18 protein-coding genes and 1 pseudogene are annotated in these 17,100 nt (G+C 37.1%); 15 read left to right on the top strand and 4 right to left on the bottom strand.

The window, feature by feature from the left end:
* Positions 1–4 precede the first annotated feature (4 nt).
* Positions 5–1,441 (top strand): four-carbon acid sugar kinase family protein, encoded by a 1,437-nt coding sequence (locus BMZ99_RS13820; protein WP_090938285.1) that lies wholly within the window; start codon positions 5–7, stop codon positions 1,439–1,441.
* A 239-nt stretch (positions 1,442–1,680) separates the two neighbouring features.
* On the opposite strand, the gene BMZ99_RS13815 is transcribed toward BMZ99_RS13820, so the two are convergent.
* On the bottom strand, positions 1,681–2,541 hold the full coding sequence (locus BMZ99_RS13815; RefSeq protein ID WP_090938282.1) for a MurR/RpiR family transcriptional regulator: 861 nt from the start codon (positions 2,539–2,541) through the stop codon (positions 1,681–1,683).
* Between the two features lie 311 nt (positions 2,542–2,852).
* Here BMZ99_RS13815 and BMZ99_RS13810 point away from each other — a divergent pair, with 311 nt between their 5' ends.
* The 3 genes and pseudogenes from BMZ99_RS13810 (at position 2,853) to BMZ99_RS27580 (ending at position 5,424) form a co-directional block, all read left to right on the top strand.
* Positions 2,853–3,500, top strand: coding sequence for a bifunctional 2-keto-4-hydroxyglutarate aldolase/2-keto-3-deoxy-6-phosphogluconate aldolase (locus tag BMZ99_RS13810; RefSeq protein ID WP_090938278.1), 648 nt, complete (start codon positions 2,853–2,855; stop codon positions 3,498–3,500).
* A gap of 473 nt (positions 3,501–3,973) precedes the next feature.
* Positions 3,974–5,082 (top strand): annotated as a pseudogene (locus BMZ99_RS27585) (catalase); the annotation flags it as partial.
* Positions 5,077–5,424, top strand: coding sequence for a catalase-related domain-containing protein (locus BMZ99_RS27580; RefSeq protein WP_407670193.1), 348 nt, complete (start codon positions 5,077–5,079; stop codon positions 5,422–5,424). The pseudogene BMZ99_RS27585 and the gene BMZ99_RS27580, both read left to right, overlap by 6 nt.
* A 45-nt stretch (positions 5,425–5,469) precedes the next feature.
* Here BMZ99_RS27580 and BMZ99_RS13800 read toward each other — a convergent pair whose 3' ends face one another.
* A complete protein-coding gene (locus BMZ99_RS13800; protein WP_090938275.1) occupies positions 5,470–6,111 on the bottom strand; it encodes a helix-turn-helix transcriptional regulator in 642 nt (213 codons plus the stop codon).
* Positions 6,112–6,264: 153 nt separating this feature from the next.
* Here BMZ99_RS13800 and BMZ99_RS13795 point away from each other — a divergent pair, with 153 nt between their 5' ends.
* Both BMZ99_RS13795 and BMZ99_RS13790 read left to right on the top strand, forming a co-directional pair.
* Positions 6,265–7,257, top strand: coding sequence for a pyridoxal-phosphate dependent enzyme (locus BMZ99_RS13795; protein ID WP_090938272.1), 993 nt, complete (start codon positions 6,265–6,267; stop codon positions 7,255–7,257).
* A gap of 57 nt (positions 7,258–7,314) precedes the next feature.
* The gene (locus BMZ99_RS13790; protein ID WP_090938353.1) at positions 7,315–7,692 is read left to right on the top strand and encodes a RidA family protein; all 378 of its coding nucleotides are present in this window, start codon (positions 7,315–7,317) and stop codon (positions 7,690–7,692) included.
* Positions 7,693–7,780: 88 nt separating this feature from the next.
* On the opposite strand, the gene BMZ99_RS13785 is transcribed toward BMZ99_RS13790, so the two are convergent.
* Positions 7,781–8,686 (bottom strand): DMT family transporter, encoded by a 906-nt coding sequence (locus tag BMZ99_RS13785; protein ID WP_090938269.1) that lies wholly within the window; start codon positions 8,684–8,686, stop codon positions 7,781–7,783.
* Positions 8,687–9,059: 373 nt separating this feature from the next.
* Here BMZ99_RS13785 and BMZ99_RS27395 point away from each other — a divergent pair, with 373 nt between their 5' ends.
* From BMZ99_RS27395 to BMZ99_RS13765, 6 genes are all read left to right on the top strand, one after another.
* Entirely contained in the window at positions 9,060–9,185 is a 126-nt protein-coding gene (locus BMZ99_RS27395) for a hypothetical protein (RefSeq protein WP_281246803.1), read from the top strand.
* 171 nt (positions 9,186–9,356) lie between these two features.
* Positions 9,357–10,352, top strand: coding sequence for a D-cysteate sulfo-lyase (cuyA, locus tag BMZ99_RS13780; RefSeq protein ID WP_090938266.1), 996 nt, complete (start codon positions 9,357–9,359; stop codon positions 10,350–10,352).
* Between the two features lie 56 nt (positions 10,353–10,408).
* Positions 10,409–11,245 carry an MBL fold metallo-hydrolase gene (locus BMZ99_RS13775; RefSeq protein ID WP_090938264.1) on the top strand — a complete coding sequence of 279 codons (837 nt, stop codon included), beginning with the start codon at positions 10,409–10,411 and terminating at the stop codon, positions 11,243–11,245.
* Between the two features lie 128 nt (positions 11,246–11,373).
* Positions 11,374–12,792 (top strand): MFS transporter, encoded by a 1,419-nt coding sequence (locus tag BMZ99_RS13770; RefSeq protein WP_322787901.1) that lies wholly within the window; start codon positions 11,374–11,376, stop codon positions 12,790–12,792.
* Positions 12,793–12,819: 27 nt separating this feature from the next.
* On the top strand, positions 12,820–12,957 hold the full coding sequence (locus BMZ99_RS26340) for a hypothetical protein (RefSeq protein ID WP_175490550.1): 138 nt from the start codon (positions 12,820–12,822) through the stop codon (positions 12,955–12,957).
* Positions 12,958–13,098: 141 nt separating this feature from the next.
* The gene (locus BMZ99_RS13765) at positions 13,099–14,022 is read left to right on the top strand and encodes a bifunctional helix-turn-helix transcriptional regulator/GNAT family N-acetyltransferase (RefSeq protein WP_090938260.1); all 924 of its coding nucleotides are present in this window, start codon (positions 13,099–13,101) and stop codon (positions 14,020–14,022) included.
* A gap of 91 nt (positions 14,023–14,113) precedes the next feature.
* Here the strand turns inward: BMZ99_RS13765 and BMZ99_RS27025 are convergent, their stop codons facing one another.
* A complete protein-coding gene (locus BMZ99_RS27025; RefSeq protein ID WP_090938258.1) occupies positions 14,114–14,539 on the bottom strand; it encodes a hypothetical protein in 426 nt (141 codons plus the stop codon).
* 330 nt (positions 14,540–14,869) lie between these two features.
* On the opposite strand from BMZ99_RS27025, the gene BMZ99_RS13755 reads away from it, so the two are divergent.
* From BMZ99_RS13755 to BMZ99_RS13745, 3 genes are read left to right on the top strand one after another with little or no spacing between them, the layout of a single operon-like run.
* Positions 14,870–15,268, top strand: a complete 399-nt coding sequence (locus BMZ99_RS13755; RefSeq protein ID WP_090938255.1) for a carboxymuconolactone decarboxylase family protein — start codon at positions 14,870–14,872, stop codon at positions 15,266–15,268.
* A 36-nt stretch (positions 15,269–15,304) separates the two neighbouring features.
* Positions 15,305–16,135, top strand: a complete 831-nt coding sequence (locus BMZ99_RS13750) for a MetQ/NlpA family ABC transporter substrate-binding protein (protein ID WP_090938253.1) — start codon at positions 15,305–15,307, stop codon at positions 16,133–16,135.
* A gap of 37 nt (positions 16,136–16,172) precedes the next feature.
* Complete coding sequence (locus BMZ99_RS13745; RefSeq protein ID WP_090938251.1) at positions 16,173–16,934, top strand: SDR family NAD(P)-dependent oxidoreductase; 762 nt, start codon at positions 16,173–16,175, stop codon at positions 16,932–16,934.
* Positions 16,935–17,100: the final 166 nt, after the last annotated feature.

Genomic DNA, 17,100 nt, shown 5'->3' with positions numbered 1-17,100 from the left:
GAAGATGAAATCATTGCAAAAGCGTAGTGCTGCTATTTTAAAATCATATCCCACGGTAGATGAAAAATACGTACAGATGCTTTTAGAGCAGGCTATTAAGAATGATCCACATAAAATAATTGTACTGGATGATGACCCAACTGGCATTCAGACGGTTCATGATATTTCAGTATATACAGATTGGTCTTATGAAAGCATTAGTCGTGGATTTAAAGAAAAAAATAAGATTTTTTATATTTTAACAAATTCCCGGGGCTTTACCGAAGAACAGACTGTAAAAGTGCATCGACAAATCGGCAGAACGATTGCTCAAGTTGCCGAAGAGCAGCAGTGGAAGTATTTGATTGTCAGCCGTAGTGATTCAACTCTCAGGGGTCATTATCCTTTAGAAACAACGATTTTAAAAGAGCAATTGGAGTGCTATTCTAGGATAAAGGCTGATGGTGAAATTATTTGTCCGTATTTTAGAGAAGGTGGCCGTTTTACGTTAGATAATATTCATTATGTGCAGTATGGGGATTGGCTTGTTCCGGCTGGTGAAACTGAGTTTGCTAACGATAAAACATTCGGATATGAGTCATCTGATTTGACGGAATATATTGAAGAGAAATCAAAGGGGTTCTATAAGAAAGAAGAAGTATTAACGATATCCCTTGATGAGCTGCGAGCACTCAAAATTGATGAGATTACTGCTAAACTCATGAATATAACAGCTTTTGGAAAAATAGTTGTTAATGCGATTGACGCCTATGATCTAAAAATATTTTGTGTAGCGCTTTACCGAGCAATTGCTCAAGGAAAATATTTTGTGTTTCGCACCGCTGCTGGATTTATAAAAGAATTAGGTGCTATTTCCGATAAACCGCTTCTGACAAGACAAGAGATGATAACCAGTGGTGGCGGCAATGGTGGAATCGTTGTAGTTGGCTCTCATACGCAAAAAACAAATAATCAGGTTGAGCAATTGAAAACTCTCGAGGGAATACGATTTATCGAGTTCAATTCTGATTTGGTTCTTGAAGAAAATCGTTTTCAAGAAGAAATCGCATCGGTTTTAAAGCAGGAGCAAGATCTGTTAAGCCAAGGTGTTACAGTCGTTGTTTGCACCAAAAGGAAATTGCTGACCTTGGAAGATGATTCGAAGGAAGATGCCTTGGAACGTTCTGTTAAAATATCAGATGCAGTACAGTCTCTGGTTGGCAGACTGAACATAACTCCATGCTTTGTGGTTGCAAAGGGCGGTATCACTTCCAGTGATATTGGAACGAAGGCGTTAAAAGTAAAACGAGCAAACGTCCTAGGTCAGATAAGGCCTGGAATACCTGTATGGCAAACAGGAGGAGAAAGTAAATTTCCCCAGATACCCTATGTTATTTTTCCTGGTAATGTTGGTGAGCAGAATACGCTTAAAGAAGTTGTGGAAATATTACTAACAAAATAATAAAAGAGGAAGTATATCAAAAACACCACAATACCTTTCATAAAAATAACGATTTTTCTAAAGTAGTCTGGATGATCATTTAAGGTTATCTAGGCTTTCTTTTTATAAGGAAATGGACTCGATCTTTTTTTAAAAATTTATTATCAATAGCAAAAAGAAGCTGCCTCAAATACAAAAACGTATGAGAGACAGCTCCTTTGATGGTGTTCAGAGTGTTTTTCATGTTGAACCAGCAAAAATTATGTTTTACGGTTAGCAATTGCCAGCCGCAGTTTATTAAGATTATTGGTGAATGTATCCTGGTTCTTAAATATCATGCCCATATATAAAAGGTCTACGATGGCCATATGAATTAGCCGCGATGTCATTGATTCTGAAGAGTAATTCACTTCCCGGCTTACACCGTGCAGAACGAGATCAGCTTTTTTCGTAAGAGGTGATTTTAAGTGACTGGTAATTGCGATGACTTGGGCCCCGCTTTGCTTTGCCACTTCCACCGAATTCAGCAGATCAGTATTGGATCCAGTGTGCGATATGACGATTACTACATCTTCTGGTTCTAAAATGGACGCTGAAATAAGCTGCATATGTAAATCGGAATAGGCTTTTGTTGGTATGCCAAAACGTATGAAACGATGTTCGATATCAGAGGCAATCACTGCTGAAATTCCAAAGCCATAAATATCAATCTTATGGGCATGAGCAAGAATGGCAACAGCCTTTTGCAATGCATCAAAATCAAGTAGTTTCAAGGTATCTTGTAAACCCTCTGAAATACTGTTAAATATTTTGATCCCCATCGTTTCAAATGAATCAGTAGGTTGTACTTCCTGATAGGTAGTTTCCAAAGGGCTGAGTATTTCACTAGCTAAGGCAATTTTTAAACTTTGCAGGCCATGAAATCCCAATTTACGGCAGAAGCGTGAAATGGTTGCTTCAGCAGTCTTTGTAGCTTCCGCTAAATCAGAAATAGTCATATGAATAATATCATGTGGTTGTTCAATAATGAAACTGGCAACCCGCTTTTCAGATTTAGTAAAACTCTGAAAGCTGCTACGCAAAAGGGGTAGACATAGTGTTGGCTGGTTGGTTCCAAGCATAGTGGTTCCTCAACATTCAATTTAATTTATTGCATCATTATAACAATAATGCAAAAACTAGGCAAGCTTAAGCTATGAATGACAAAAAAATATCTAAAATTTTCTGCAAAATGATATTAATATGTCAAAAGTTTATTGTAATTTATCAGTAAATCGAATAAAATATAAAATATAAAATCGTGTCAAAAAAAAATAAAAAAATGACAATAGAGTATCAATTAGAAAATGAATACTCTGCATGATTACTGACTAAGTAAATCTAGTGGCTAGCTGCTTTGGCTGATGGCTGCAAATAAAAAGGGGAATTGATTATGAGTAAACAACAAGTGCTTGAACAAATTTGTAAATCCGGTTTAGTTGCAGTGGTAAGAGCTGAAAATGGAGATCAGGCTAAGAGGATATCAGAGGCTTGCTTGGCTGGCGGTATGAAAGCTATCGAAATGACTTTTACGGTACCAAATGCTCATCATATTATGGAAGAGTTGGCAAAATCCTATGCTCCAGAGGAATTAATTATTGGGGCGGGGACAGTTCTTGATCCTGAAACAGCTCGCATTTCCATTCTCAGCGGAGCGCAATATGTAGTTTCGCCATGTCTGAATAAAGAAACAGTACGTTTGTGCAATCGTTATCAAATTCCAATGATGGCTGGAGCTATGACGATAAAAGAAGTTGTTGAGTGCATGGAAGCTGGATGCGACATTGTTAAGCTATTCCCAGGGGAACTCTTTGGTCCCGCAATGGTTAAAGCCATAAAAGGTCCCTTGCCTCAGGCACAGATCATGCCCACTGGCGGAGTTAGTGTCAGCAATGTTCAAGAATGGATTAAGGCTGGCTGCGTGGCAGTTGGTGCTGGCAGCAGCTTAACAGCTGGTGCTAAGACTGGAGATTATGCTGCAATTACTGCAACTGCCAAACAATTCTTAGAAGAGATTGCTAAGGCAAGATCCTCAAAATAAACAAAGAATTAAATTCTTAAATATTGGCATCAAAATAAAGACTTGCAAATTTCGCGAGTCTTTTATTTTGTGCGTTATAGTTTAAAAAAATATTTCAAGAAATAACAATTAAGGCTTATATTTCATCTGATTATAACTGAAGATCTGGCAATAATAATATTGGAGGTGATAAATATGAAAGAACAAGAACGTAAGCAAGAAGAAAATAAAAAGCAAAACAAGAATGTTGAATTTGCAAAAGAGATTTTTAATAACGAAAATAAGAAGAATAAGCAGAATAAAGAAAAATGTTAAAATAATGAAGTTGGCTATTGCTATCTTCAAACTGTAGAGAAAAGGTACTTTTCACCCATTGGTGTAAAGTACCTTTTCTCTATGAGTTATCTATTAAACTCTAGATATTAAATCTTATTCATCAGTAGGCTCCAATTTAAATATATTATAAAAGAATTTGTAATGGGGAGAGAAGAAATATGGAGCAACGTTATCTTACCAGTAATCAGGGGACACCTGTTACTAATGATCAACAATCATTAACTGTAGGTGAATGGGGGCCAATATTACTTGAGGATATTGTTTTCCTCGAAAAAATTTCTCATTTTGATAGGGAGAGGATTCCAGAAAGAGTATTACACGCGAAAGGAGCTGGAGCTTTTGGTTTTTTTAGACCCTATAAATCAATGGCCTCATTAACGAAGGCGAGTTTTCTGCAGGATACAGAAAACAAAACCCCTGTTTTTGTTAGGTTTTCAGTAGCAGGAGGCTCTTTGGGGGGGCAGATACCGTGAGGGATATCAGAGGATTCTCCGTAAAATTTTATACAGATGAAGGAAATTATGATATTGTTGGCAACCATATTCCGGTGTTTCCTCTTAGAGACCCGATTCAATTTCCAGATTTAGTTCATGCTTTAAAGCCAGATCCAGTTGCAAATGTCCGAGGTGGGCCGATAGCTGCCAGTCGTTTTTGGGATTTTATGTCACTTAGGCCGGAATCTATGAATTTTCTTACCTACTTGTTTGCGGATAATGGGACTGTCAAAAGCTATAGAACCATTCAAGGGTATGGTGTTAATACCTATAAATGGGTAAATATACGGGGCGACGAAGTATATGTTAAGTACCATTGGGAACCCTGTGCAGGGGTTGCATACATAGACAGTAAGACAGCGGTTCAACTTGCTGGCAGTGATCCTGACATAGCAAGCAGGGATTTGTTTGATACCATTGCTGCAGGGCATGCTGTTGAATATGAGATGCGTGTACAAATCCTGAAAGTAGAAGATGAATGCAATCTACAATTTGATCCATTGGATTCTACTAATATATGGCCAGAAGACATATTTCCATTGATGCCAGTCGGCATCATGGTGCTAAATAAAAATCCTGATAATTTTTTTGTTGAAGTTGAACAATCCGCCTTCTCTCCTGCGGCCATTGTACCGGGGATCGATTTTTCGAATGATAAAATACTGCAAGGGCGTATTTTTGCTTATGGAGATACGCAACGATACCGTATGGGAGTCAATTATTTAGCACTTCCCACGAATATGCCTAGAAAGCCAATTGCCAATAAGATGCAGAATGGAACCATGCAAACCATGTACAATGAAGGAGTTGCTAACTATTTGCCCAATACATTAGGAGGTGGTATGCCTCAGCCGGCACCCGAGATCGGAAAACGGCCTGAAGAGTTTGTTACAGGCAATGTGGCTCGATCCGAAATAACAGGTGATGATTATTATCAAGCCGGCTGCAGATATAGAATGATGTCGGTACTTGAAAAGAAACATTTGGTTTCAAATATTGTAGAAAATTTAAGTCAAGCATACGAGCCTATTCAAAGGAGAATGATTGAACATTTTATGCAGGTAGATCATGAACTTGGCAGCAGAATTGCACGAGGGATAAATCTGAATATATAAATTTGATGCTATCTTGCCACAAACTAGGCAGGGTAGCATCATAATTTATAATTGAGATTTTTTTATTTCATCTAAGTAACTGTAAACAGTTACCTTAGAAATATTTAATTTTTCGGCAACTTTTTCAATCGCGCCTTTGACTAAAAAAAGCCCTTTTTTTTCCATGAAAAAGATTAAATCAATTTTATCTTTTCGTTTTAAAAGCTCAATGTTTTTATTGTCGATAATTTTATCTAGCAAATCGTCCACAATTTCCATTACATTATCAAAAGGTTCCACTGCTGTTTCTATTGTTTCTTCTTCAGCGGCCAAAAATTCATCTAAAAAAATCTTGATATAATTTAATTTTTCTAAATCATAATTAATACACAAGGCACCAATTACTTTATTTTCGGAATCTCTAATGAGTGCAGTAGAAGATTTTATCTTTCTTCCATCTTTCGCAATGGTAATATAATTTGCATTATAATCATTATCAAATTTTTTAGATAATAGAACATCTTTCACTAAATGCTCAAAAGATTGTCCAATTTCACGACCGGTTACGTGATTATTAATGGTATAAACAACTGAGTTTTGAGGAATCGATAAATCATGGATGACGACTTCACAGTGTTTGCCGAAAGTTTTAGCTATTAAATTGGCTATGGGTATATATTTTTCTAATTTTTTATTAATCTTCATCATAAATCATTCTCCAATGTATAAAAAAATATATAAATGCCTTGATTTTATATAAAAAAATATATATTATATAAAATATAAGGGTGAATTATATGTATATTATATAATTTTTTATATGATAGTCAACTATTTCATCAAAAAATATAAGGAGCTGTTATGATGCATTTTTACTGTTCTCAATGTGAAAAGAACTATCCAATAGGGGGACTTGACTATCAGTGTGAGTGCGGTGGACTTTTTCAATTGTATAAGGAAAAGGACGAGAAAATTACAGCAACCGTATCCTTAGGAGAAGTTCAAACTCCGGTCATAAAAAGGAAGTTACAGGGAAAGGAAATCTATTTAAAGCTAGATTATATGCAGCCTACAGGTTCTTTCAAAGACCGTGGGGCTTTTGCTGTAATTAATAAATTAAAAGAATTAGGCATAACCGAGGTTGTTGAAGATTCCTCTGGTAATGCCGGGGCTGCATTTGCAGGATATTGTGCAGCAGCAGGCATCAAGTGCAATATCTATTTGCCGGAGAGTACTTCCCTAGGAAAAATTAAACAAATTAATGCTTATAAAGCAAACGTAGTGAGAGTTCCAGGAACACGTGATGACACAGCCAAAGCAATTTTGAAGGCAGCGCAAACCACGTATTATGCTTCACATGTTTATAATCCCTTGTTCTTTGAAGGAACGAAATCTCTTGCTTATGAGATTTATGAGCAGATTGGTATTCCGAATTATATAGTAGTTCCTGCTGGCAATGGAACGATGCTGTTAGGAGTCTATAAGGGGTTTAAAGAAATAGGACAGCTTCCCCGGATTATTGTTGTTCAAAGTAAAAATTGTGCTCCGATATTCAAAAAATTTAAAAACCAGCCAGTTGGTAAAATGAAACAAACTGTCGCTGAAGGCATTGCGATTCAAGAACCGAAGAGAATCAATGAAATGATAGACGCTATAAATGACAGTAAAGGCGACATTATTGCAGTGGATGATGACCAGGTAACTAAAGCTCAGGAAATGCTTGGTGAAATGGGAATTTATGTAGAAGTAACATCAGGGGCCGCAGTTGCCGGTATGCTGGAATATTTTAAAGATGGACATGATGATAAACTTAATATTGTTGTTCCGTTAACTGGTATGGGACTCAAAAAATAATGCTGCTCAAGAGGACAGCAAATGATAGTAACAGAAAAAATATTGGAGGTATGTTGCATGCAAATGGTTAGTACGCCTTATTCTCGTCAATCCAAGGGGCATTATTCTCCTGCGGTAATACATGGTGATCTAGCGTATATATCGGGGCAATTGCCAATTAACTATGCTGCTGGTGAAACCTTACCCGAAGGAGGGATAGAAGAACAAACGAGAGTAGCGTTAAAAAACTTGGATGATGTACTGAAGCAGTGTAGAAGTTCTAAACAGCAGGTACTTAAGACTACGGTATATATTGCAGACATCACTTATTGGCAGGTTGTTAATGAGATATATGGAGGTTTTTTTGGAAATCATAAACCATCTCGTACCATAGTGCCAACTAATACACTTCATTTTAATGCGCTGATTGAAATTGATGCGATTGCCTATGTGTAGCTAACCCGTCTTATTCTTGAGTGTAATAGTAGATGAAATTATCACCAGATCTGAAGGCGAAGAATTATATCATGTGTGCAGCAAGTGCCTAGGAAAAATTTCTTGTGCTTTTCAGAGTTGGCCTAGTATCCTTTTCCCTCAAGATGCTAAAAAGTACTCCACTGGTAATCAGAAGGCCTCCTAATATAAAGTTCATACTGATATTTTCCCCCAGAAACACCCATCCGAGTAAGACTGCCACCATTGGTTGCAATGGATAAAATAAAGAGCAAGCTCCTGCTTCCATCAATGATAAACTTTTATTCCAAAGAACATGGGCGACTGCTGTACAAACCCCTCCTATATAAAGCATAGAAAGGATTACGCTCTTATCAAATTGAACATTAGGGGTTACCATGAGTTCCCATAGTGAAAATGGCATTGTACATATCGCTGCAATAATGATTCCGTATGTCGTTATCTGAAGCGAATCATATTTTTGTGTAATTTTTCTAATAATCACGGAGACGTAAGACCATAAAAATACCGAGAATATAGAAATTGAAATCCCCAAGAATTGGTTGCTGCCATCAACTCCGCCAACAATAATATAGACACCGATAATCGCTAAAACACCACAAATTATTTTAGTTGCTGTTAATTTTTCCTTTAAAATGAATATCGCAAATAACATAATTACAATTGGATTCATAGAATTAACCAGTGATGCCAAGGAAGCATTTGATAGCTTGGTTCCTAATAATTGTGCACCGATTGCCACGAAATAACCGAAAAAACCAATAGAAAATATACACTTATAATCTTGTTTCTCAATTCGTTTCAGCTTTCGCTGTTTAAGAAGCAGCATCAGAATTATTCCTGCAATCACATAGCGAAGGAAAGAAATTGTGATGATCGGTATTTTTCCCAAGACAAATTTACTAACTACATATAAACTACCCCAAGCAAAAAAAGTTATTAATAGATATAAATATGCTGTATTTTTATTTTTCATATTTGTTTAGTAAAGACACTTATGAACGCACAAGTTTTTGACTAAAGTTCACCACCATTTAGTTTAATATTGACATTTCACCTACATACATGATACCCTCAACCAGCCGATGCACTACTTTATTATATCACTATCGTTAAATGACTTCATAAAATGTTATTAAATTGATTTCATAAAAGTAATATATATGTGCTGAATATTAGAAAAGTATCTAAGAGCAAATCACGGTGAGAATACAAAATTCGCTCTTTGCAAGGTTGCTTAGCATTACGGGATTGCTGCATTCAAAAACAATTCAAAGACTGTTAATGTACAATCATTATTATTCATATTCTGATTCAAAGACAAAATGTTTTTGGAGGTAGGGGTTTTCATGTCAGATGAAATTCTAGATATTGAAATGAGTAAAGATGAAATAGAGCAATTGATCATGGATCTTCCACGGATTTTGAAAGATCTTGAGCAAATGACAATAGAGAGTACAAGAAAAGTAAAATAATGTTAATCAAGTTGGATTTTCAGCAGGACTTAGTATTTAGTAAAGAGAAAGCTATCCCTAGTCTATTTTATTGTAGACTAGGGATAGCTTTCTCTTTTAATTAGGAAGATGTTAAAGCTGTATTTAATATCGAAAAAGTTACATGTTTATAAAAAAGATGGAGGTAATGAGATGTATTTAGCACAATACCCTCGGCGTCAGTATACAGAAGGGTATACGCCGATAGAAAAACTCGAGCGTCTGACTGCGGCCGTTGGAGGAGCAAATATATATATAAAGCGTGATGATCTGCTTGGTTTAACCGGTGGCGGAAATAAGACGCGCAAGTTGGAATTTTTAGTTGCTGATGCGTTAAGACAAGGAGCAGACACGCTCATCACATGCGGTGGGATACAATCCAATCATTGCCGTTTAACGTTAGCTGCTGCTGTGAAAGAAGGATTGAAGTGTCGGCTGATCGTATCAGAAATTACTCCAGGGAGTTATCATATAGGTGCTGGCGGTAATGTATTTCTTTACCATCTGCTTGGGGCGGAAGACATAAAAGTCATACCTTGGGGTTCTGATATAATAGCAGAAATGGAACAAACTGCTGCCAAAGCAATAGAAGAAGGATGTAAACCATATATTATTCCAATGGGTGGATCGAATGCCCTTGGAGCATTAGGTTATGTTGCCTGTGCTGAAGAAATTATGCAGCAAGCATTTTTCATGGGTATGCCCATTGATCATATTGTTGTCGCTTGTGGCAGTGCTGGTACATATAGTGGTCTTTTGTTTGGATTGCGAGGAAACAATTGTCATATACCGGTAAGCGGAATCAGTGTCTTAAATTCACAAGAGGTTCTACAAAATCGGATAATAGATATATTCACAGAAATAGCAGATTACCTGAATAGTAACGTTCAGATACCTTCAGAAGCAGTGACTTGCTTTGATGAGTATTTGGGAGATGGATATACAATACCTACTGCAGCAATGATTGAAGCTGTTAAATTGGTGGCTAGGACCGAAGGTATTTTACTTGATCCTACCTATACCGGAAAAGCAATGGCTGGACTCATTGACCTGATTAAAAAAGGATATTTTAAAAAAGATGCAAATGTACTTTTCCTCCATACGGGTGGTTCACCTGGATTGTATGCCAATATGTCATTATTCCTATAAAAGGAAAGTACGATTATAGTTAATTTTGGCAAGAGCTTTAAGGACGGAGGGGTAATGTGAAACTAACAGTTCTAGTTGATAATAATACTATCATTGATCGATATTTTTATGCTGAACCAGGAGTATCCTATTGGATCGAATGTGCTGATGGCAGATACTTGTTTGATACGGGATATTCAGATCTATTTCTTCGTAATGCCATCAAAATGGGTATTAATCTATTAGCCCTAGATGGGATTGTTATTTCTCATGGTCATAACGACCACACATGGGGGCTTTGTGATTTAGTGAAGCTGTATTCGGAGGCTGAAAGCAAAAGATATATGAGCAAGAGACCTATGATAATCGCTCATCCTGATGCATTCCTAGATCGAAGTTTAGATGGTCTTGATATTGGTTCAATGCTGTCTAACAGTCAATTAAAGAAATCTTTTCCATTAAAGCTTAGTAAAGATCCTATATGGCTAACTCCGAAACTAGTATTTTTAGGAGAAATCGAGCGAAAAAATTCTTTTGAGATCGAAAATCCAATTGGCAAGATAATGTGGGACGGTGTCTGGGAAGATGATTATGTACTGGACGATTCTGCATTAGTATATGTGTCTGATAATGGGTTGGTAATCATTGTAGGATGCTCCCATGCAGGGATTTGCAATATTATTGAATATGCAAAAAAAGTATGCAATGAAGAACGGATATACGATGTGATAGGTGGATTTCATCTATTAAATCCCTCCCCAAACAGGCTGAACAATACTGTTGAATATTTTAGAAAGTGTCAGCCGCATGTTATCCATGCTTGCCATTGTACTGATTTTCGTTCCAAGAACAGTCTAGCACGAAGTGCGAATGTTGAAGAAGTTGGTGTAGGATTGGTACTAGAATATAATTAAGGCAGTGCCCATGACTCCATGTATAATAGAGAAAAGAACTGGACGATGGATTTTGGGTACGATCCAGTTTTTTTGCAAAGTGTATTATGTGATTACTTTTTGCGTAGATTAAACTTTATATACTGTCTATGGAGTTGATCGAAGCAATGTTATTGTTCTTGGTTTTCATTGGTACATTTTTTTCTATCTTGAATTCGAGCATGGTTAACGTAGCCTTACCGACTATTATGATTGAGTTTGCCATTGATATACGAAGTTCTACTTGGCTGTACACGGGTTATATGCTCCCTTATGCAATTGCAATGTCTATTTTCGGCAGCTTGGGAGACATTTATAGCCCCAAACGAATATTTATGCTAGGTGTATTTATTTTTGCCATGGGATCTCTTTCCTGTTCTATAGCAGGAAGTTTTTGGATGTTACTAGCATCAAGGACCATACAAGCATTAGGTGCTGCTGCTATAATGACAAATTCTATGGTACTTGTCATTACCCCTTTTGAGCAAAATAAGCGGAGTGCAATTCTTGGTTGGTGGGGGATGATTTCCTCAGCAGGAAGTCTTGTTGGTCCTACTCTAGGAGGTTTTTTAACCGATCATATTGGATGGCATAGTATTTTTTATATCAATCTTCCTTTTGCAGCAGCCATATTACTGCTAGGTGGCAGCTATATACCTTCGATTCCTAAAACCAGCTCTACCAAGATATTCGATTATCAAGGCTCCATTTACTTAACGGTTTCTCTTGTATCTCTATTGCTGGCAATTATCGTTGGGTCAACGAATGGATGGCTGACTAAGACAACAGTACCTCTTTTAGGACTTTTTTTGCTTTTCGCCTGTCTTTTGTTTCGGCAAGAAAGCAGAAGCAGTCAGCCCTTAATTTCTCTGGCGTTATTACAGAACTCGTCTTTTGCAGCGACTGTAGCCGTTGGTTTTTTTCAAGGTGCTGCACTTTTTGGAAGTATGCTGTTAATACCTATGTACTTACAGCATGTACATGATTTTTCCCCTACTTACGCAGGTATGTTAGTACTGCCTTTATCTATATCCATGATGATAATGTCACCTATAATGGGCAAATTAGCAGCCCCGCCTAATTTTAAGCTGTTAATTGTGTCTGGCATGGCGATTCTTGCCATTGGCATATGGATATTTTCCAGATTGAGTCTGCAAAGTCCCTATTGGCTGTTAGCTGCTGCTCTTGTTACCACAGGTATTGGTCTTGGCGTTTCGAGTACTCCCTTAACTTCAAATTTAATAAATGTTGTTCCTCAATCTCACATGGGGATGGCATCCGGATTATTTAATATGATCCGTTATCTGGGCGGGGTCATAGGTTCGACTATTTTTGGAGCTTTTATTCAGCAGCGTGTTGCAGCTTATATAATACCGTTGACTTTGAGTGGCTACACAGCGCCTCTTGCAGAGAAGATGGCATTAGGAAAAGCATTTCCAGAAGTGTTTCTAATGGGAGCTTTCACAGCAGCGATAGGAATGATTGCTGCATTTTTCACAGGGATACCTAAAAAAATTAAGTCTCTCTGATGAAGTTAGCATGGGGACTAATCCAGCATGCCAAAGTATTGGCCGAGAGCAGGGATGAACTGTACGAAGAATCCCGTGCCTGAAGCTCATAAAGGCTGTCTGGCAAATCAAGTCTTGGCATCTCATGAGTCTGTTTTAAAGAAGGTATATTTAGGTGAAAAATAAATGCATTCGTATCAATATGTATGATTTTTCCTGTTTTTTTACGCATATAGTTGACTTTGTCAAACAATATAATTGACAAAGTCAACTATATGCGATAATGTAGTAGTATAAGGTAACAAGTGATTTCTTGGAGGAGCAAAAATGGAGAGTTTGATTCAAGAACGAGTTATGAAGATTAGGCAGTTTAACCGCTTCTATACAAATATTATTGGACTAATAAACCAAAACATTTTGGAAAGTCCTTACTCTTTAGCGGAAGCAAGGATTTTGTTAGAGATTAATAATGCTGCTACATGTACTGCAAGTAGCTTAGTGGAAATACTTCAAATTGATCCAGGCTATCTTAGCCGTATTCTCAGACGATTTAAAAAAGATGGTCTTATTGAAGCCGTCAGATCAATGACTGATGGGCGATCACAAATTCTAAATATAACAGAAAAAGGCAGAGCAACATTTCGCCAATTGTCAGATGCGTCATCAAGCCAACTCGTTGGATTATTAGAGCAGCTTCCTCAGGGGGCTCAACAAATATTAGTTCATAATATGGCTGCCATACAATATATGTTATCTGATAAGGCAGATACTTCAATTACCATTCGCAGGCATCAGTCTGGTGATACAGGGTATATTGCATATCGCCATGGTGTTCTGTATGAGAAAGAGTATGGGCTTGATCATCGCTTCGAAAAGTATGTTTTGCAAAGTTTAATTGCTTATTTAGAAGATCCGTCGAAGGGAGAAATCTGGATTGCTGAATGCTGTGGGATCATCGTTGGTTTTATTGGAATTGTGGAAATCAACAAAAGGACTGCACAGCTGCGCTGGTTTTTGATAGAACCAGAGTTTCGCGGCGGCGGTCTGGGACGAAAATTGGTGGAGACTGTGATGGAATATTGTCAACAAAAATATTATAATCATGTGTTTCTGTGGACCTTTAAGGGCCTAGATGCAGCACGGCATTTATACCAGAGCTTTGGATTTAACCTGACTGAGGAAAAAGAAAATGACACTTGGAACAATCAACTGATTGAACAGCGATGGGATGTTATGCTAAATGCCGATTAAATCAGGGATAAGGGGATAGGTCTCATTGTCCCACCAAAGCACCTAAAATCCGCGATTAGCGCGGATTTTTTACGTTTTACTTTTTGTAAAGTTAAAAGTTCTGCTTAAATGCCTCAATAAAGTCCATATATAAATTTTTATGGTCCGCTCTCTTTACCTCTGGCTCGCTAAGCTTGATGATGTCTCCATTTATGCAGAGCATTTTAATGCTGTAAGTACAAACGATTTCTTTATGGGTGCATTTATCTTCAAGTACATTCAATACTGTTTCAATTTTTATAATATCCTTTTTGAAATACTCAATCATATCGATTTGATCAAAGGATAAGCAAAGACTAATCAAGCTGGTGGTTGTTAAGTACCATGCTTTAAACAAACAATTGTCATAGTTATTATGGTCGATGAATTCTTCAAGATACCAATTGCAAATATCGTTATATTTATGGTTGAGCGCTAGATTCACCCTAGCTTTTACCCATTCAGGAAAGGAGCTTAGACATTTATCTTTTTTCTCCATAGGAAGCCCTCCTTTTCGATAAAATTTCGAAGGTAGTAATTATATGTTCTTTAGAATAAAAAAAGCACCTTAGAAGTAAAAGCATGCTAATCAAAGAGAATGACATTGTAAAATTGACAAAAAAATCTTAAAAAAAACAAAAGTTGACAAAGATTTGATGGAGGTGTACAATAAAAGGCAAATTTTATCGATTTTATTTAGAATCATATGCGGTTGATCAGAGAACTGAAGGCCAAAGAAATATGACATTATGTCGTATTTCTTCGGCCTTTTTTTGTTGCATTGATGCCGTAAATTTGTGTATTAGTCAAAAAATGGAGGTTTATTATTATGTCAGAACAGTATGAAAAAGGACTAAAGAAATTGAAAGAGGTTACAGGCGGATCAGGGGAGGCGGTTGTTGCATCCTTTAGAGAGATTGCTCCCGACTTGAGTCGTTATATCATTGAGTTTCCCTTTGGTGAAATTTACTCAAGACCAGGACTCGACATTCAAAAACGTCAATTAGTAACCGTATCTTCCCTTGTTACCCAGGGAGATACAGCTCAGGCTCTTGATGTACATATCAATGCAGCGTTAAATGTTGGTTTAACTCCCAATGAAATTATTGAAGCAATTATCCATTTACTGCCTTACGCGGGATGGCCTAAGGTTCAAAATGGCGTTAATATTGCTGCAAAAGTATTCAAAGACCGTAATGTAGCACCTGTTTGGGAAAATGAAAAGTAAAAAGTGAAGTTGAAATAAGAAAGGTGTGGTATAGTTATGAAAAAATATATGAGTTTTAAGAAAATAATGGCGACTGTCTTGATTTCCAGTTTACTGGTCGTTGGTTTAGTAGGCTGCAGCAGTAGCAAAACTACTACGTCTGAGAAAAAAGAAATTACAGTCGCGGTATCACCAACGTTTAAGGATATGGCAAATGCAGTTAAAAAAGAATTTGATAAAGATGGTTATGTTTTAAATGTAAAAGTGTTTGATGATAATGTATTGCCGAATGTTGCTCTACAAGAAGGCAGTGTTGATATTAACTTCTTCCAGCATGGTATTTATTTAGAGCAGTTTAATAAAAATAAGGGTACCAATTTGGCTGCTTATGATGAAAAAGGTGTTATCAAATATTTTATGGGAATCTATTCAAATAAAATTAAAAGTCTAAATGAATTAAAAGAGGGTGACAAGGTTTCTATTCCAAATGATCCTTCTAATCGTGGCAGAGCTTTAAAAATGTTGGAAAATAATGGACTGATAAAATTGAAACAAGGAGCAGAGATACCTACAAAACTAGATATTATTGAAAATCCTAAGAAACTGGATTTTATCGAAATGGATGTACTTAAAATCGTCCCTTCGATCAATGATGTACAAGTTGGCTGCGTAAACTCGATTATTGCGGTGCAAGGCGGCATTGATCCTAAATCAGCTCTAGGGCTGGAAGAGGATAAAGAAAGTCAGCGTTATGCAATTGTTGTTGCTGTCAAAAAAGAGCAAGGCAATGAGAAATATGCAGAACGATTCACAAAAGCACTAAAAACAGATGGTTTTAAGAGCTTCTTAGCGGAAAAGTATAAAGGCGCTATCATTCCACTGTTTTAATAACGACCATACCAAAGAATAGGGATTGGGGAAACATATGTTACAGGAAAGCATATTAAAAGGCAAAATCGCCTTGGTTACTGGTGCAGGTCAAGGTATTGGGCGTGAAATTGCACTTACATTGGCTCAGTCTGGTTGTAAGGTTGGGATTAACGATTCGAATCGACAAAGTGCAACGAATGTTGCTCAAGAGATTATCGCTGCAGGCGGCAGCAGCATTGTGCTTGTCCATGATGTTTCTGTTGCCTCTGAGGTGCAGATCATGTATCAGGCTATTGTACAAGAGTTTGGCCAAATTGATATTGTTGTCAATAATGCAGGAATCATTTTGAAAAACGCATTTTGTGAGATTACAGAAGAGCAATGGGATCGTATTATTGCGGTGAATTTGAAAAGTGTTTTCTTATCGTGCCAAACGGCTGCAAGCTATATGCGTGAGCAACGAAGTGGCAAAATTGTCAACATTTCCTCTGTTGCTGGTAAAAAAGGCGGCGGATTTTTAGGAAATACCGCTTATGGTACGTCAAAAGCAGGTGTAATTGCTTTGACCAAGGGCGTTGCGCGTGAACTTGGTCCTTTTGGTGTAAATGTCAATGCCATTACACCTGGTTTTATTGAGACGGATATGGTGAAAAGTATGACAAATGAGCTGCGTGCTACAATACTTGGAGGGATGGCTCTTAAGCGTCCGGGAAAACCACGAGATATTGCAAATGCTGTTTTGTATCTGGTCTCACCATTAGCGGACTTTATCAGCGGTGAGATTATGGATGTTGATGGTGGCTTGATGATGGATTAATCCAGGCTGGTTCATCCTCCTTTATCTTTGAGCAATCTCTCGGAAAGTCTTATTTAAGACGGAAAAGAATGAATATAACTAACTCTTCAATTTGTGACTTAACTTGCGCTTGTAGTTATATTCATCCTTTAGCTGTTTACGGCTATTGGTGATTATTTTACGAGAG

The organism is Pelosinus propionicus DSM 13327 (assembly GCF_900114615.1).
Taxonomy (GTDB): domain Bacteria; phylum Bacillota; class Negativicutes; order DSM-13327; family DSM-13327; genus Pelosinus; species Pelosinus propionicus.
This window is presented reverse-complemented; position numbering and strand designations above follow the sequence as displayed.

Bases quoted from the DNA above. Each gene is read 5' to 3' on its own strand.
- BMZ99_RS13820 (WP_090938285.1), top strand. From the start codon at position 5: ATGAAATCATTGCAAAAGCGTAGTGCTGCTATTTTAAAATCATATCCC.
- BMZ99_RS13815 (WP_090938282.1), bottom strand. From the start codon at position 2,541: ATGCTTGGAACCAACCAGCCAACACTATGTCTACCCCTTTTGCGTAGC.
- BMZ99_RS13810 (WP_090938278.1), top strand. From the start codon at position 2,853: ATGAGTAAACAACAAGTGCTTGAACAAATTTGTAAATCCGGTTTAGTT.
- BMZ99_RS27580 (WP_407670193.1), top strand. From the start codon at position 5,077: ATGCAGAATGGAACCATGCAAACCATGTACAATGAAGGAGTTGCTAAC.
- BMZ99_RS13800 (WP_090938275.1), bottom strand. From the start codon at position 6,111: ATGATGAAGATTAATAAAAAATTAGAAAAATATATACCCATAGCCAAT.
- BMZ99_RS13795 (WP_090938272.1), top strand. From the start codon at position 6,265: ATGATGCATTTTTACTGTTCTCAATGTGAAAAGAACTATCCAATAGGG.
- BMZ99_RS13790 (WP_090938353.1), top strand. From the start codon at position 7,315: ATGCAAATGGTTAGTACGCCTTATTCTCGTCAATCCAAGGGGCATTAT.
- BMZ99_RS13785 (WP_090938269.1), bottom strand. From the start codon at position 8,686: ATGAAAAATAAAAATACAGCATATTTATATCTATTAATAACTTTTTTT.
- BMZ99_RS27395 (WP_281246803.1), top strand. From the start codon at position 9,060: ATGTCAGATGAAATTCTAGATATTGAAATGAGTAAAGATGAAATAGAG.
- cuyA (WP_090938266.1), top strand. From the start codon at position 9,357: ATGTATTTAGCACAATACCCTCGGCGTCAGTATACAGAAGGGTATACG.
- BMZ99_RS13770 (WP_322787901.1), top strand. From the start codon at position 11,374: ATGGAGTTGATCGAAGCAATGTTATTGTTCTTGGTTTTCATTGGTACA.
- BMZ99_RS26340 (WP_175490550.1), top strand. From the start codon at position 12,820: ATGCCAAAGTATTGGCCGAGAGCAGGGATGAACTGTACGAAGAATCCC.
- BMZ99_RS13765 (WP_090938260.1), top strand. From the start codon at position 13,099: ATGGAGAGTTTGATTCAAGAACGAGTTATGAAGATTAGGCAGTTTAAC.
- BMZ99_RS27025 (WP_090938258.1), bottom strand. From the start codon at position 14,539: ATGGAGAAAAAAGATAAATGTCTAAGCTCCTTTCCTGAATGGGTAAAA.
- BMZ99_RS13755 (WP_090938255.1), top strand. From the start codon at position 14,870: ATGTCAGAACAGTATGAAAAAGGACTAAAGAAATTGAAAGAGGTTACA.
- BMZ99_RS13750 (WP_090938253.1), top strand. From the start codon at position 15,305: ATGAAAAAATATATGAGTTTTAAGAAAATAATGGCGACTGTCTTGATT.
- BMZ99_RS13745 (WP_090938251.1), top strand. From the start codon at position 16,173: ATGTTACAGGAAAGCATATTAAAAGGCAAAATCGCCTTGGTTACTGGT.